At 74.0% G+C, this 15,518-nt stretch carries 11 protein-coding genes and 1 tRNA gene; 1 reads left to right on the top strand and 11 read right to left on the bottom strand.

Annotated elements, in window-relative coordinates:
- Positions 1–140: 140 nt before the first annotated feature.
- Entirely contained in the window at positions 141–2,435 is a 2,295-nt protein-coding gene (locus ACYVHQ_RS00180; protein ID WP_460509775.1) for a hypothetical protein, read from the top strand.
- Positions 2,436–2,488: 53 nt separating this feature from the next.
- Here the strand turns inward: ACYVHQ_RS00180 and ACYVHQ_RS00175 are convergent.
- The 11 genes from ACYVHQ_RS00175 to ACYVHQ_RS00125 form a co-directional block, all read right to left on the bottom strand.
- A tRNA-Leu gene (locus tag ACYVHQ_RS00175) sits at positions 2,489–2,562 on the bottom strand.
- Positions 2,563–2,682: 120 nt separating this feature from the next.
- Complete coding sequence (locus tag ACYVHQ_RS00170; protein ID WP_460509773.1) at positions 2,683–4,128, bottom strand: NAD(P)/FAD-dependent oxidoreductase; 1,446 nt, start codon at positions 4,126–4,128, stop codon at positions 2,683–2,685.
- 39 nt (positions 4,129–4,167) lie between these two features.
- Positions 4,168–5,418, bottom strand: a complete 1,251-nt coding sequence (locus ACYVHQ_RS00165; RefSeq protein ID WP_460509771.1) for a S8 family peptidase — start codon at positions 5,416–5,418, stop codon at positions 4,168–4,170.
- Positions 5,419–5,424: 6 nt separating this feature from the next.
- Positions 5,425–6,054, bottom strand: a complete 630-nt coding sequence (locus tag ACYVHQ_RS00160; protein WP_460509769.1) for a DUF501 domain-containing protein — start codon at positions 6,052–6,054, stop codon at positions 5,425–5,427.
- Positions 6,051–6,590: an FtsB family cell division protein gene (locus tag ACYVHQ_RS00155; protein WP_460509767.1), complete on the bottom strand. Its 540-nt coding sequence runs from the start codon at positions 6,588–6,590 to the stop codon at positions 6,051–6,053. The genes ACYVHQ_RS00160 and ACYVHQ_RS00155 overlap by 4 nt, the downstream gene beginning before the upstream one ends.
- A gap of 100 nt (positions 6,591–6,690) precedes the next feature.
- Positions 6,691–7,971: a phosphopyruvate hydratase gene (eno, locus tag ACYVHQ_RS00150; RefSeq protein WP_460509765.1), complete on the bottom strand. Its 1,281-nt coding sequence runs from the start codon at positions 7,969–7,971 to the stop codon at positions 6,691–6,693.
- A gap of 155 nt (positions 7,972–8,126) precedes the next feature.
- The gene (hisS, locus tag ACYVHQ_RS00145) at positions 8,127–9,380 is read right to left on the bottom strand and encodes a histidine--tRNA ligase (RefSeq protein ID WP_460509763.1); all 1,254 of its coding nucleotides are present in this window, start codon (positions 9,378–9,380) and stop codon (positions 8,127–8,129) included.
- A gap of 419 nt (positions 9,381–9,799) precedes the next feature.
- The gene (locus ACYVHQ_RS00140; RefSeq protein WP_460509761.1) at positions 9,800–10,561 is read right to left on the bottom strand and encodes a MazG nucleotide pyrophosphohydrolase domain-containing protein; all 762 of its coding nucleotides are present in this window, start codon (positions 10,559–10,561) and stop codon (positions 9,800–9,802) included.
- A 12-nt stretch (positions 10,562–10,573) separates the two neighbouring features.
- On the bottom strand, positions 10,574–14,194 hold the full coding sequence (gene mfd, locus ACYVHQ_RS00135) for a transcription-repair coupling factor (RefSeq protein WP_460509759.1): 3,621 nt from the start codon (positions 14,192–14,194) through the stop codon (positions 10,574–10,576).
- A 69-nt stretch (positions 14,195–14,263) separates the two neighbouring features.
- Positions 14,264–14,848, bottom strand: coding sequence for an aminoacyl-tRNA hydrolase (gene pth, locus ACYVHQ_RS00130; protein WP_460509757.1), 585 nt, complete (start codon positions 14,846–14,848; stop codon positions 14,264–14,266).
- A 34-nt stretch (positions 14,849–14,882) separates the two neighbouring features.
- Complete coding sequence (locus ACYVHQ_RS00125) at positions 14,883–15,506, bottom strand: 50S ribosomal protein L25/general stress protein Ctc (protein WP_460509755.1); 624 nt, start codon at positions 15,504–15,506, stop codon at positions 14,883–14,885.
- Positions 15,507–15,518 lie beyond the last annotated feature (12 nt).

Below are 15,518 nucleotides of genomic sequence, written 5' to 3'. Positions count from 1 at the left end.
AACGGGACGAGACCCGTTCTCTGGGCGAACTCACGCCCTGCCGTGCGTCGCCCCGACCGCGACGGCGGACCTGTCCACCCTCCGAGGTCCTCCCTCCGACCGATTGACGTGACCCCCGGAGTGGGGCTGAATGGGAGGACGTGAACGAGACGCGCACCCCGACCACGCTCCGGACCGCACCTGCTGGTGCGACCCGGGACACGGTGCTGCCCGGCTCCCCCCGGGAGGTCCGCGGGCAGGCGCCAGGGGGCCTCCGGCGTCTCGTCGCGGGGCTGCTCCTCGCCCTGGTGCTGGCCTCGCCCGCGGTGCCGGCCTCGGCCGCGCCGTCCCCGCCGGCGCCCGCGCCCTCCTTGGGCGCGCCGACGCCGAGCCCGACCCCCACGCCGACGCCGACGCCGACGCCTCCGACGGTGGACCCGCCGGGCGACCAGCGGACCGGGACCGTCCGCCTCCGGGGCACGGCCGCGCCGGGCAGCCGGGTCCACGTGCTCGGTCCCGCCGGCACCGACGCGTGCACCGCCGCGACGACGCCCCTGGGCACCTGGAGCTGCGTGGCGACCCTCGGGACCGTCTCGCGCGGGACCGTGACCGTCCAGGACGTGACGCACCCGCGGCTCCTGCCCGTCACCTCGGCGCCCTTCTCGGTGCTCGTCCCGCCCACCGTGGAGGGCGGTGCGCTCGTCCTGGGCCGCCTCGGCGGGACGGCCGAGGCAGGGGCGACCGTCACGGTCGCCGCTCCGGGTCGGCCCACCGTGACCGCACGCGCCGCCGCCGACGGCCGCTGGACCACCCTGCTGCCGGCACGCGGCTGGCCCACCGGCACCGTCGTCGCGACCGCCACCCAGTCCACGCCGGCCGTGCCCGACGTGCCCGTGTCGGGAGAGGCCACCGCCACCGTCGTCCTCGATCGCGACGCACCCGCCGCGCCCGTGCTGACCGCCCCCGCGGCCGGCACGAGCGTCGGACGACAACCCGTGACGTTCGAGGGCACGGGCGAGGAGTCGGCCACGGTCACGGTCTACGTCGACGGCAGCGCGGTCTGCCAGTCGCCCGTGCTCGGCGGCACCTGGCGCTGCTCGTCGGAGGGCGCGCCCCTCCTCGTCGGCACGAGGAGCGTGCAGGCGGCCCAGATCGACGCCGCGGGCAACCAGGGCCCGCCCGGGGCGGGCGTCACGCTGCGCGTCGGCGCGGCTCCCCCGGGCGGCGCGGCGACCCCGCCCGGCACCCCGACCGAGCCGTCGGGTCCGGGAGCGAGCGCGCCCCCGGCGACCACGCCTCCGGGCGGGGCACCGGGCGCGCCCGGCGACGGCACGGACGACGGGGCCGGGGACGGGACCGACGACGCGGGCGCCGGCGCCGGCAGCGGCCCTCCCGGCGGCACGGGCCCCGGCAGCTCCGGCGGCGGCGAGCCCGACGGCACGGGGACCAGCGCCGACTCCGGCTGGACCGTGGCGACCGGGTTCGGCGACCAGCTCCCGAGCCCGAGCCAGGCGACCACGGGGCCCACCTGGCTGCTCGCTGCGGCCCTCGCCCTCGCGTTCCTGCTCGTCGCCGTCCTGCCGGCGCGGCTCGCTGCGGCCGCGGTGCGCGGTCGCCGGGCCGTGCACGCCCGCCTCACGGGCCGCAACCGCGCGCGCGAGGTCCCGACCTCGTTCAACGAGAAGGGCCTCGACCCGCGCGTGGCCACCGTCCTGACGGTGCTCGCCGGTGCGGCCGTGATCGCCCTCGCGGCCGGCGTCGACGGACAGCTGCGCTACGCGCGGCTCTTCGGCGGCATCGCCCTCGGGCTGCTGGTCGTGAACTCCGTCTGCCTCGTCCTGCCCGCCGTCGCCGTCGCCCGCCTCCGGGGTCGACGGTCGCTCCGCACGGTGGTGCGCGTGTCCCCCCGCCTCCTGCTCGCCGCGGCCGTCGCCGCGGGCGCCACGCGCCTCCTGTCGCTCGACCCGCCCTTCGTGCTCGGCGCACTGGTCACCGCGGCGGTCGTGCTGCGACCCGTCGACGGGACCGTGCCGGCCGACGAGCGCGCCGACGTGCGCACCCGTGGCCTGGCCGCGCTCGCCCAGCTCGCAGCCCTCGTCCTCGTGCCGATCGGCGCCTGGGCCCTGCACGGGGTCGTGGGGACGTCCCCGGGCTTCGGACCGCAGCTGCTCCGCGAGACGCTGGCGACGGTGTGCCTCGCCGGACTCGGCTCGCTCGTGCTGGGCCTGCTGCCCGTGGGAGCCGCGCCCGGGCGCGCGCTCTGGGCGTGGCACCGCCCGGCCCACCTCGCGACCGCGCTCGTCGGCGTGACGGCCGCCGCGGTGGTCTTCGTCGGCAACCCCGCCGCGGCGTTCCCGGTCGTGCCGGTCGTCGTGGCCGCGGCGCTCGTCACGGTGGTCGCCGTCGCCGCGTGGCTGTGGGTGCGCTTCGTGGAGCCGGTCACCGCGACGCCCTGACCGCCTCGCTCGCCGACCGCGTCGGGACCCGGTCGAGGGCAGGAGGACGGGCGTGCCCCCGCAGGGACTCGAACCCTGACTGAGGCGATTTTAAGTCGCCTGCCTCTGCCGATTGGGCTACGGGGGCCCTCGTCGAGGATACCGAGCCGCGAGGTGGTGCCGGCCGCGCGCGTGGCGTGACCCGCCGGGCACGACGACGCCCGTCCCTCCAGCAGGAGGGACGGGCGTCGGTGAAGACGACGGGCGGTCAGCTCGCGGCGACCGCGCCCTTCTTGGCGGTGCCGTCGTCCTCGACCGGGTTGGCGTAGGCGGGACCGGCCTCGCCGGCGGGCTGGCCGGGCGTCGGTGCCGGCGCGGCCGGGGCGGCCTCGGCGGCCGGCTTCGGGCGCGACGCGTAGCGCTCGAACGCGGCGCGGGGCTGCTCGCGGTCGTCGAGCGAGACGACGTCACGGCCGAACCAGAAGTTGTTCACCCAGCCGGTGACGACACGGAACTTGCGCTCGAACGAGGGCATGGCCATGCCGTGGTAGCCGCGGTGCGCGACCCAGGCCGGGAACCCCTTGAGGGCGAACTTGCCCGACTGGAACACGCCCGTGCCGATGCCGAGACCGGCGACGGCCCCGAGGTTGTCGTGGCGGTAGTCGACCAGCTCTTCGCCGCGCAGGTCGGCGACGATGTTCTTGGCGAGGCGCTTGCCCATGCGGACGGCGTGCTGGGCGTTCGGCACGCAGAAGCCGCCGACGCCCTTGCCCGTGAGGTCCGGGGTCGCCGCGACGTCGCCGCAGGCCCACGCGTCGGGCACAGCGACGTCGCCGTCGACGATGCGCAGGTCGGGGCGCACCGTGATGCGGCCGCGCTCCTCCAGCGGGAAGTCGGTGCTGCGCACCATGGGGTTGGCCATGACGCCGGCCGTCCACACGATGAGGTCCGACTCGAACGACTCGCCCGTCGACAGCTCGACGACGCCGCCGACCGCGGACTTCAGCTGCGTGTCGAGGTGCACCGTGGCGGCGCGCTCGGCGAGGTCCTTGAGCACCCAGTGGCTCGTCTCGAGCGACACCTCGGGCATGATCCGCCCCATCGCCTCGATGAGGTGGAAGTGCGTGTCGTCGATGGTGAGCGTCGGGTACTGCTGCAGCAGGTCGCTGGCGAAGCTGCGGAGCTCGGCGAACACCTCGATGCCCGCGAAGCCGCCACCGACGACGACGACCGTGAGCAGGCGGTCGCGCTCGGGGCCCGCCGGCAGGTTCGCCGCGGACGCGAAGTTGGTGAGCAGCTTGTCGCGGATCGCCGCGGCCTCTTCGATCGTCTTGAGCCCGATGGCCTCGTCGGCGACGCCCGGGATCGGGAACGTGCGCGACACGGCGCCCGCGGTCATGACGATCTGGTCGTAGGACTCCTCCCACGGCTCACCGACCTCGGGGGTGATGGTCGCGGTCCTCGTCGCGTGGTCGACCTTCGTGACCTTCGCCGTGACGACGCGGGTCTTCGTGAGGTGGCGACGGAGCGAGACGACCGCGTGGCGGGGCTCGATGGACCCGGCGGCGACCTCGGGGAGGAACGGCTGGTAGGTCATGTAGGGCAGCGGGTCGACGATCGTGACCGTCGCCTCACCCCTGCGCAGCCACTTCTCGAGCTTCCAGGCGGTGTAGAGACCGGCGTAGCCGCCGCCGACGATGAGGATGTTGGGCACGGTCGAGAACTCCTGGGCTCGGGGACGGACGCGCCGAGTTTACCCCTGTCGGCGGATCCTCATGACCTGCCGCCCGCCCGCCACCAGGACCGCCACCAGGGCGAGGCCGAAGCCGAGGAGCACGCCGAGCGGGACCAGCGTGCCGCGCACGGTCTCGACCGAGGGACGCAGCCCCGCGAGGGACGTGTCGTCCCCGGCCGCGGCCGTGGGGGCCGGGACGGGCTGCACCGGCGGCACGGTCGCCTGCACGGGGACGTCCGCGCGTCGGTGGAGGCGCACCCACTCGGCGAGGTCACCCATGGGGTTCGCACCGACCGGGGCCACGGTCGCGCTCACCGCGGCCGAGGCGTCGACGAGGCCGTGACCGTAGAGCGGGTCCGGATCGCTCGTGCCCCGGCTCTCGGCGGTCGCCACGACGCGCTCGATGACGTCGTCCGCGTCGAGCTCGGGGTGGGCGCTCCGCACGAGGGCGACGATGCCGGCCACGAGGGGCGTCGCACCGCTGGAGCCCTGCCAGAGGTAGTGCACGTCACCCGGCCCGACACCGACCAGGTCTTCCGCGGGGGCGGCGACGCCGATCGTGATGCCCTGGCTCGACGCGTCGAAGCTCGCCGTGCCCTGCCGGTCGACGCCCGCCACCGTGAGCACTCCCGGCATCGTGGCCGGGGCCCCCACCTCGGTCGTGCCGCTCCCCCGGTTGCCGGCGGCCGCCACGACGACGACGTCGTGCTCCATGGCGTACAGGAACGCGTCGTCCCAGCTCGTGGGCCAGTCGAGGGTGTTGCGGGTCAGCGACATGTTGATGACGTCGGCACCGGCGTCGACGCTCCACCGGACCGCGTCGGCGATCTGCTGGTCGCTGTCGGCGGCCGCGGCGCCGAAGCCCACGGAGACGCTCAGGAGCTCGGCCTCGGGGGCGACCCCCAGCACACCGTCCCCGGTGCCCGTGCCGCGACCGGCGAGCAACGAGCCGACGAGGGTGCCGTGGCTGGAGTCGTCACCGACGGGGCGCTGCCCGTCGGCCGACCCCTGGCCCGAGAAGTCGGTGCCGCCGACGACCGCGCCCTCCAGCTCGGCCACCGAGCCGTCGACGCCGGTGTCGACGACGGCGACCGTGACCCCGGCGCCGCGCGTCACCTGCCAGGCGTCGCGCACCCCGTAGTCGTCGAGCCAGTACTGCGCGTCACGGATCTGGTCCGCCGTGGCGGCCGCCGCGGGCACGAGCGCCGTGCCGAGCGCCACGACCGCCGCGAGGGCGACCGTGGCGGCACGTGCTCGGGAGGGCCGCACGCCGGGTCAGCTCCCCTGGCGGACCGGGGCGGCGGCGGCGCCGTCGGCAGCGGTGGCGCGCTCGTCCGACGCGGCGTCGGCGTCGGCGATGGCGCGCTCGTCGGACGCGGCGTCGGCGTCGGCGTCGGCGAGCCAGTCGGGGCACCGGCAGACGTCGGGGCTCCAGGAGGCGCGCTCCAGGGCCAGGTCGCCGAGCGGGTTGACGCCGGGGCCCGCGGCCAGGGCGTGTCCGACCAGCGCGTGCAGGCACTTGACGCGCTCGGGCATGCCACCGGCCGTCACGTGCGCGATCTCGGGCACGTGCTCGAGGCCCTCGCGGTCGGCGAGGTAGGCGTCGTGCGCGGCGCCGTAGCGCCTCCTGAGCTCGGGATCGTCGGCCAGGGCCTCGTTGTACTCGGTCATGACGCCCGTGGCCTCGAGCGTGGAGACCGCGGCCGTCGCACCCGGGTGGCACAGGTAGTAGAGCGTCGGGAACGGCGTGCCGTCGCTGAGCCGCGGCTTGGTGGCGACCACCGTGGGCGAGCCGCACGCGCACCGCGCGGCGATGCCCACGACGTCGCGCGCGGGGCGGCCGAGCTGGGCGGTCACGACGCGGACGTCGTGCTCGGTCACGGGGTCGAAGGGAGGGGTCGTCACTGCTGGTCGCCGTTCGTCGTGGATGATCCGGGAGCCTGCCCGCCGATGTCGGGCGCGACCAGCTCGGTCGCGACCCGGTCGCTGAGCCCGGCGTCGAAGAGGGACGAGGTCATGGCGCCCACCCAGTCGACCTCGGGGGTCTGCAGCTCGTCGCTGACCGGCACCCCATCGTCCGCCGTCGGGACGGTGTCGTCGCCCATCACGAGGTAGCTGTACTCGCCCGGGTAGACGTAGAGCAACCGGTCGCGGGCCTGCGCCTCGATGTAGGCCGGGTCGCTCCAGCGGGCGACGTCGCCCTGGAGCTCCTGCACGTCGTCCTCCTGCCGCTCGACCTCGTCGCGGAGGGACGCGATCTGCTGCTGCTGCTGGACCAGCGTGCGCAGCGACGGCGCGAGCACGACCACGAACAGCACGAGGATCACGAGCATGAGCGCGCTGAAGCCCGAGAAGCGGACGTGGCGCAGCCAGCCTCCTGCTCCGCCCTCGGTGACGGGCAGCGACACGGGGACTCGTCTCGTCCTGGGCTCACGGGGCATGCTCCGAGGGTAGACGACCCTCGCCGGGAACGACGGAGGCCCGCCCCTCGCGCGGAGGAGCGGGCCCGTCACCGTGGGCGCCGGGGCGCCGCGGGGACCGTCAGGCGGTGAAGCGCGGGAAGGCGCTGCGACCGGCGTAGACCGCGGCGTCGCCGAGCTCCTCCTCGATGCGGAGCAGCTGGTTGTACTTCGCGACGCGCTCGCTGCGCGCGGGGGCACCCGTCTTGATCTGACCGCAGTCGGTGGCGACGGCGAGGTCGGCGATGGTGGTGTCCTCGGTCTCGCCCGAACGGTGCGACAGCACGGCCTTGTAGCCGTTGCGCTGCGCGAGCGACACGGCGTCGAGCGTCTCGGTGAGCGTGCCGATCTGGTTGACCTTCACCAGGAGGGCGTTGGCGGCCCCCGCCTCGATGCCCCGCGCGAGGCGCGTGGGGTTGGTGACGAAGAGGTCGTCGCCGACGATCTGGGTCTTCGAGCCGATCTCGCCCGTGAGGTGCGACCAGCCCTCCCAGTCGTCCTCGTCCAGGGGGTCCTCGATGGTGACGAGGGGGTAGGAGGCGACGAGGTCCGCGTAGAAGGACGACATCTCGGCGGCGCTCTTGGTGCCGCCCTCGAAGGCGTAGGAGCCGTCGCGGAAGAACTCGCTCGACGCGACGTCGAGGCCCAGCGCGATGTCGGTGCCGGGGGTGAAGCCGGCCTTGGTGATGGCGGCGACGAGCAGGTCGAGCGCGGCGCGGCTCGACGACAGGTCCGGCGCGAAGCCGCCCTCGTCGCCGAGACCGGTCGACAGGCCCTGCGCCTTCAGCTCGGACTTGAGCACGTGGTAGGTCTCGGTGCCCCAGCGGAGGGCCTCGGAGAAGGACCCGGCGCCGATCGGCAGGATCATGAACTCCTGGATGTCGACGTTGCTGTCGGCGTGCGAGCCGCCGTTGATGACGTTCATCATCGGCACGGGCAGCGTGTGCGCGTTGGGGCCGCCCACGTAGCGGAACAGCGGCAGGTCGGCCGAGTCGGCCGCGGCGCGGGCGACGGCGAGCGAGACGCCCAGGATCGCGTTGGCGCCGAGGCGCTTCTTGTTGTCGGTGCCGTCGAGCTCGATCATGGCGCGGTCGACGAGGCGCTGGTCGGTGGCGTCGACGCCCTCGAGCTCGGGCCCGATCTCGTCGAGCACGGCGTCGACGGCCTTGAGCACGCCCTTGCCCGCGTAGCGGTCGGCGTCGCCGTCGCGCAGCTCGTACGCCTCGAAGGCGCCGGTGGACGCGCCCGACGGCACGGCAGCGCGCGACACCGTCCCGTCGTCGAGCAGGACCTCGACCTCGATGGTCGGGTTGCCACGGGAATCGAGGATCTCGCGGGCGCCTACGGCGTCGATCGTTGCCACGGTGGACTCCTTGGGGGTCGTGTGCACGGGGGACGCCGGGACGTGGCGCCACCCTCGATCCTAGCCGCGACCCCGGACCGGCAGGAGGCCCGCACGGCCCCGCGGGCCGCGTCGACCCGGTCGCGCCCCGCGTCGTCAGCCGCGCGCGGGCGACGTCAGTCGCGCACCAGCGGCTTCAGCTCGAGCTCGTCGAGCTGCTCGTCCCCGGTGCGGACGAAGGCGAAGCGTCCGTAGCCCGCACGGGTGAGGCCCTCGAGCTGCGCGCCGGTGTTCTTCGCACGACGGTCGAGGCGCACGCGCCCCCAGCGGGCGACGGCGTCGGTGCGGAGCCGGGCCAGCGCCGCGACGTCGACCTGGCGGTCGTGCAGCAGGACGACGCCGTCGCCCTCGTCGTCGTCGGGCAGCTCCACCAGGTCGACGATGCGCTCGAAGCCCAGCGAGAAGCCTGCCGCGGGGACGTCCTGGCCGAGGAACCTGCCGATCATCCCGTCGTAGCGACCGCCGCCGCCCAACGAGTAGCCGAAGTCCGGGTGCGCCACCTCGAAGATCGTGCCGGTGTAGTACCCCATGCCGCGCACGAGCGTGGGGTCGAAGCGCAGGTCGACGCCCGGGAGCGCGTCGCGCAGGGCCACGAGGGCGGCGAACGCCTCGGCGTCGAGCCAGGCGGCGGCGTCGCCGGACTCGCCCAGCTCCCACGTCGCGGTCTCGAGCTGTCGCAGCGACGCGCTGGAGACCTCGGCGGGCACGCCGAGCTCGACGAGCTCGGCGGCGACCCCGTCGACCCCGATCTTGTCGAGCTTGTCGACGACGACGAGGGCGGCGTCCGTGCGGTCCGCGGGCACGCCCCACGACGCGAGCAGCCCCGCCAGCACACGTCGGTCGTTGATGCGGATGTGCGTGCCCGTGAGGCCCAGGGCGTCGAGCACGGCCGAGGTCGCGCCGAGCAGCTCGACCTCGGCGAGCGGCCCGGCCTCGCCCAGGACGTCGATGTCGCACTGCACGAACTGGCGGTAGCGCCCCTTCTGGGGTCGCTCCGCGCGCCAGACCGGGGCGATCTGCACGGAGCGGAACACCGAGGGCAGCTCGGCCCGGTGCGAGGCGTAGAAGCGGGCGAGCGGGACGGTGAGGTCGAACCGGAGGCCCAGGTCGGCCAGCTCGAGGGCGGACCCGGCCGCGCGCAGGTCGTCCAGGTCGAGGCCGCGGCGGAGGACGGCGAAGACCTGCTTCTCGTTGTCACCGCCGAGCCCGGAGTGCAGGCGGGCGGAGTCCTCGACGACGGGCGTCTCGATCTCGTCGAAGCCGTAGGAGCGGTAGACGTCGCGGACGACGCCCAGCACGCGCTCGCGGCGACGCTTCTCGGTGGGCAGGAAGTCGCGCATCCCGCGCGGCGGGTTGACGGGTGACGGCATGGGGACATCCTCCCAGAGCAGAGGGGTGCCTGGCGGACTTGTCGCGCATGTGGAATGTCGCGTATCCTCGGCGCAGGCGTCGCGGATCGGGTTGCGTGGCGCCGACTGGTGGCCCTCCCTTCCCTGCGGGCAGGGCCGACGGGTCGGGCCCCCGCCCTCCGCGGGGGCCCGACCTGCCCTGACTGTTCCGCCCTCGCCATCGGGTTGACATCCAGCATTCCGACATGTCAGACTCGGCATGCCGTATGGTGCTCGTTCTGATCCCGAGCCCGACGCGGTGGCGTGTCACGCCTGGTGTGGTCGACGTTCCCCTCGTCCGATCCCGGGTCCACGTCGGGGCGGCCTCTCGTTCGGGTGGGCAGGCCGCCCCGCTCTCCCTCCCCGCCGCCCGCACGACGCGCGCTGTCGACCCTCCCGGGTCAGGCCTGCTGCTCGCCTCGCTGACGCGCGTCGGCCCGGACCCGCTCCTCCGCGCGCAGTACCTCCTCGCGTTCCCGGACCGCGGACCGGAGGGCGCGCTCGACGTCGAAGCCGCGGGCCTCGACGGCGTCGACCTCGGCCAGCAGGAGGCGCCCCCACTCGCGCTCGTCGGCCGCGGCGGACAACGCCCCTCCCGGACGAGGCGGGGACGGTTCACGGAGCCTGGCGTCCCCCGCCGCTCCGGACGCGGCGTCCCGGGCAGCCCGACGCCGCGCCTCGAGCTTCTGGGCTCGAGCGAGGGCCGGCATGGTCCGCGCGACGCCGTCGTAGGCGCTCTGCCGGGCCGCCTTCTCGACGGCCTTCGCGGCCGACCACACGTCGACGATGTCGTCCAGGCTCGCGGCACGGGCGTCGCCGAACACGTGCGGGTGCCGTCGCACGGTCTTCTCCCGCACCTCGTCGACGACCGCAGCGAGCGTCGTCCCCGACCCCGGACCTCCTGCCCCCTGGGCCCGCGCAGCGACCGCGGCGTGCAGCACCACCTGGTAGAGCACGTCGCCGAGCTCCTCGCGGACGTCGGCGGCCGTGCCGTCCTCGAGGGCCTCGACGAGCTCCGAGGCCTCCTCGACGAGGTAGGTGACGAGGCTCTGATGGTCCTGGGCCCGGTTCCAGGCGCACCCGCCCTCGTCGGCGAGCAGCTGGTCGACGACCACGACGAGGCGGGCGAGCGCCTCGCCCGCCTCGTCGGCCGCGGTGGTCACGTCGACCGCCCGTCAGCCCGCGCTCGAGGCGCTGCTGTCGACCTGCTCGGGTCGGACCGTCTCGACCCCGTAGAGATCGCGCAGCAACGACTCGACCCAGGCGATGAGCTCGTCGTCGGTGGGAGCCTCGCCGTGCCGCCGGGGCAGCGGCACGCTCACCGACGACGTCTGCGCGAACCAGCGCGCCCCCGGGTAGACCCGCTGCAGGCGCACCTGCACGCTGTCGGGCAGGTCGACCCCGGCCATGCGGAGATTGGTGCCCATGACGACGACCTCGCTGAGCCCGGCCTTCTGCGCGGCCCGGCGGAGGCGCGAGACCTCGACGAGGGCCAGCACGGGCCGGGGCGGTTCGCCGTAGCGATCCGTGAGCTCGTCGAGGACGAGGCCGATCTGGTCGTCGCCCGACGTCGGCGCACTGGCGGTCGAGAGCTTCTGGTAGGCCTCGAGGCGCAGGCGCTCGGACTCGACGTACTCCTCGGGGATGTGCGCGTCGACGGGCAGCTCGAGCCGCAGCTCGGTCTGCCCCTCGGCGACGTCGCCGCGGAACGCGCCCACGGCCTCGCCGATCATGCGGAGGTAGAGGTCGAAGCCGACGCCCGCGATGTGCCCGGACTGCTCACCGCCGAGCAGGTTGCCGGCCCCGCGGATCTCGAGGTCCTTGAGGGCCACCTGCATGCCCGCGCCGAGCTCGTTGTTCGCCGCGATGGTCTCGAGCCTGTCTTGTGCGGTCTCGCTCAGCGGCTTGTCGGCGTCGTAGAGGAAGTAGGCGTAGCCCCGCTCACGACCACGGCCGACGCGGCCGCGCAGCTGGTGCAGCTGGCTCAGGCCGTACTTGTCGGCGCGGTCGATGATGAGCGTGTTCGCGTTCGCGATGTCCAGCCCCGTCTCGATGATGGTCGTCGACACGAGCACGTCGAACTTGCGCTCCCAGAAGTCGACCATGACCTGCTCGAGCGTGGACTCGGCCATCTGGCCGTGCGCGACCGCGACCCGGGCCTCCGGCACCAGCTCGGCGAGGTGCGCCGCGACGCGGTTGATGCTCGACACCCGGTTGTGCACGTAGAACACCTGCCCCTCGCGCAGCAGCTCGCGCCGGATCGCCGCGGCGGTCTGCCGGTCGCTCTCGGGACCGACGAAGGTGAGGATCGGGTGGCGGTCCTCCGGCGGCGTCGCGAGGGTGCTCATCTCGCGGATGCCGGTCACGGCCATCTCGAGCGATCGCGGGATCGGCGTCGCGCTCATCGCCAGGATGTCGACGTTCGTCTTGAGCTTCTTCAGGGCGTCCTTGTGCTCGACGCCGAAGCGCTGCTCCTCGTCGATGATGACGAGGCCGACGTCCTTGTAGGAGATGGCCTCGCTGAGCAGGCGGTGCGTGCCGATCACCATGTCGACGGTGCCGTCTCCGAGCCCCTTGACGGTCTCGCGGGACTCCTTCGCCGACTGGAAGCGGCTCAGGCTGCGCAGGTGCACCGGGAAGCCCGCGAAGCGCTCGGAGAAGGTCGAGAAGTGCTGGCGGACCAGCAGGGTCGTCGGCACGAGCATGACGACCTGCTTGCCGTCCTGGATCGCCTTGAACGCCGCGCGGACGGCGACCTCGGTCTTGCCGTAGCCGACGTCGCCGGCGAGGAGGCGGTCCATCGGGATCGGCCGCTCCATGTCGGCCTTGATCTCGTCGATGGTCGTCAGCTGGTCGGGCGTCTCGGCGAAGGGGAAGGCCTCCTCGAGCTCGCGCTGCCACGGGGTGTCGGGGCCGAACGAGTGGCCCTTCGAGGCCATGCGCGCGGAGTAGAGCTTGACCAGCTCGACGGCGATGTCGCGCACCGCGCGACGCGCCTTGCCCTTGGCGGCGGCCCAGTCGCTGCCGCCCATCTTGCTGAGGCTGGGGGCCTCGCCCCCGACGTAGCGGCTGAGCAGGTCGAGCTGGTCGGTCGGCACGTACAGCTTGTCGCCGGGGTACCCGCGCTTGGACGGCGCGTACTCCAGCACGAGGTACTCGCGGCTGTGCTTGACGGCGCCGCGGCCGCCCGTGCTCACCTCGCGGCTCGTCAGCTCGAGGAACTTGCCGATCCCGTGCGTCGAGTGCACGACCACGTCGCCGGGCGCGAGCTGCAACGGGTCGACGACGGCCTTGCGACGGCTGCCGAGCTTCTTCACCTGACGGGAGTCGTAGGTGGCGCTCCGACCGTAGAAGTCGGTCTCGCCGAGCACCGCGAGCTTGCCCTCGGGCAGCTCGAAGCCGGCCTCGACGCCGCCGGTCACGAGGTGGACCACCCCGGGCTCGGGGTCGTCGGGCAGGGCGTCCTCCAGCCGCGCCGCGACCTCGTGCTCGCGCAGCACGTCGGAGGCACGCTCCACGAGGCCGCTGCCACGAGAGGTGACGACGACGGTCCAGCCGTCGCGGACGCGCTCGGCCACGTGCTGCACCGCACCCTCGGCGTGACCGCTGAAGCTCGGCACCGGGGCGGCCTGCACGCGGACGTAGTCGCCGGCGGACTCGACGGCCTCCTCGTCGGTGAGGACCTCGCCGGAGTCGAAGCCGCTGACCGTGAACCAGGTGCGCCCTGCCGAGGCGTCGCGCAGGGCGCGGAGGCTGAGGAAGTCCCCCGAGTCGAGGTCGATCGGGGCCTCGGCACCCGCGGTGGCGGCGTTCCAGGCCGCGGAGAGGAACTCGCGGTTCGTCTCCGCCAGGCTCTGGGCGCGCGACGTCACGCGCTCGGGCGAGAGGACGGCGATGGACGCGCCCTCGGGCAGGTAGTGGGTGACCGGGACGAGCGCGTGCACGAGGGCCGGTGCGAGCGACTCCATGCCCTCGACCGGGATGCCCTCGGCGATCTTGGCGAGCATCTGCGCGAGGCTCGGGAACTCGTGCTGCATCTCGCGGGCCCGCTGGCGCACCGGCTCGGTGAGGAGCATCTCCCGGCTCGGCGGCAGCTCGACCTCGGTCACGTCGCCCGCGATGCTGCGCTGGTCGGCGACCGAGAAGCGTCGGACCTGGTCGACCTCGTCCCCGAAGAAGTCGACGCGCACCGGGTGCTCGGCCGTCGGCGGGAAGACGTCGAGGATCCCTCCACGGACGGCGAACTCGCCGCGTCGCGTCACCATGTCGACGCGGGCGTAGGCCAGGTCGACGAGCCGCGTGGCGAGCGCCGAGAGCTCGTGGCCGCGGCCACCCGTGCGGAGCACCACGGGCTCGAGGTCGGCGAGGTTGTCGGCGACCGGCTGGAGCGCGGCACGCACCCCGGCCACGACCACGAGGTGCCGGGCCGTGTCGGGGTCGGCGTCGACCTCGGCCTGCCACGCGGCCAGGCGCCGCAGGGCGCGGATGCGCTTGCCCACGGTCTCGGCGCTCGGGCTGAGCCGCTCGTGCGGCAGGGTCTCCCACGCGGGGAGCTCGAGGATCTCGGCCTCGGGCAGATAGCTCGACAACGAGCCACGGACCGCCTCGGACTCGCGGCCGGTCGCCGTGACGACGAGCATGGCCTGCGGCCCCCCGCGCCGCGCGAGCAGCCCCGCGAGCAGGGGCACGCGGAGGCCGTCGACGGCCGAGAAGTCGGTGTCGGTGCGCGCGCGGTCGAGCGCGGCGGAGAACGTGGAGGCGCGCGAGAGCGCGGGGATCATGCCCGAGAGGATCACGCCGACGAGTGTAGTTGCGGCCCCCGACACCGGTACGGCCTGATCGCTCAGGGCGCAGACGGCCGGGCGTCAGCCCGCGGTGTGGAACTTGAGCTGCGTGGGCGTGACGCCCTGCGCGGCGATCATCTCGACCGCGTCGGCGGCGTCCCCGAGCAGCACGGGGAGGTTCGTGCGCTCGGTCGACGTGAAGTCGCGCAGCACGAAGTCGGCCGCGGGCTGGCGGCCGGGCGGACGGCCGATGCCGACGCGGACCCGCGTGAAGTCGGGCGACCCGGTCGCGGCGATGATGTCACGGAGGCCGTTGTGGCCACCGTGCCCGCCGCCCTGCTTGATGCGCAGGGCGTCGAAGGGGATGTCGAGCTCGTCGTGCACGACGATCAGCCGCGAGACGTCGAGGTCGTAGAAGCGCAGGAGCTGCGACACCGGCCCGCCCGACACGTTCATGAACGTGTCGGGCTTGGCCAGGACGAGGCGGGGGCCGCCGGGGACGGCACGGCCCTCCGCCACGCTCGCTGCCGTGCGGTGGTTCTTGAAGCTCGCCGACAGGCGGTGCGCCAGGTCGGCGAGCACCATCTGTCCGACGTTGTGCCTGTTGCCGGCGTAGCCGGGCCCGGGGTTGCCGAGCCCGACCACGAGCCACTGATCGTCCGCCATGGGATCTTCGCGTGCAGCGCCGGCGAGGACCGGACTACTCCGAGCGCTCTTCGTCCTCGATCGAGGGCACGTCGCCCTCGGCCTGCTCGTCGCCCTCGACCGCGTCGGTCTCGAGGTCGAGCTGCGGCACGGTGATGTTGAGCACGAGGGTCTCGGGGTCGGTGACCAGCGAGGCGCCCTGGGGCAGCGTCACGTCGGCGGCGGTGATCTGCGCGCCCTCCTCGAGGCCGTCGATGCTGACGACGACGTTCTGCGGGATGTGCGTGGCCTCGACCTCGAGCTCGAGGGTCGTGGTCTCGACGACGTTGATCGTGCCGGGAGCCGACTCGCCCTCGACGTGCACGGGGACCTCGACCGAGACCTTCTCGCCGCGACGGACCGAGATGAGGTCGACGTGCTCGATGACCTGGCGGACCGGGTCGCGCTGGATGTCCTTGACGAGCGCGAGCTCGGTGCGGCCCTCGACGTCGAGCGTGATGACGGCGTTGGCGCGACGGACGATGAGCATCGTCTCGTGGCCGGGCAGCGTCAGGTGCTGGGGGGCCTCGCCGTGGCCGTAGAGCACGGCGGGGATCTGGTCGGCGGCGCGGATCTTGCGCGCGGCACCCTTGCCGAAGCTGGTGCGGACCTTCACGGACAGGTTGTTCTCGTCGGCCATCGTGGCTCTCCT

The sequence above is a fragment of the Frigoribacterium salinisoli genome (genome assembly GCF_054781095.1).
Note: the sequence above shows the minus strand (reverse complement) of the source record. Positions and strands in the feature narration are given on the sequence as shown.

Bases quoted from the DNA above. Each gene is read 5' to 3' on its own strand.
- ACYVHQ_RS00155 (WP_460509767.1), bottom strand. From the start codon at position 6,590: ATGCCCCGTGAGCCCAGGACGAGACGAGTCCCCGTGTCGCTGCCCGTC.
- hisS (WP_460509763.1), bottom strand. From the start codon at position 9,380: ATGCCGTCACCCGTCAACCCGCCGCGCGGGATGCGCGACTTCCTGCCC.
- pth (WP_460509757.1), bottom strand. From the start codon at position 14,848: ATGGCGGACGATCAGTGGCTCGTGGTCGGGCTCGGCAACCCCGGGCCC.
- ACYVHQ_RS00125 (WP_460509755.1), bottom strand. From the start codon at position 15,506: ATGGCCGACGAGAACAACCTGTCCGTGAAGGTCCGCACCAGCTTCGGC.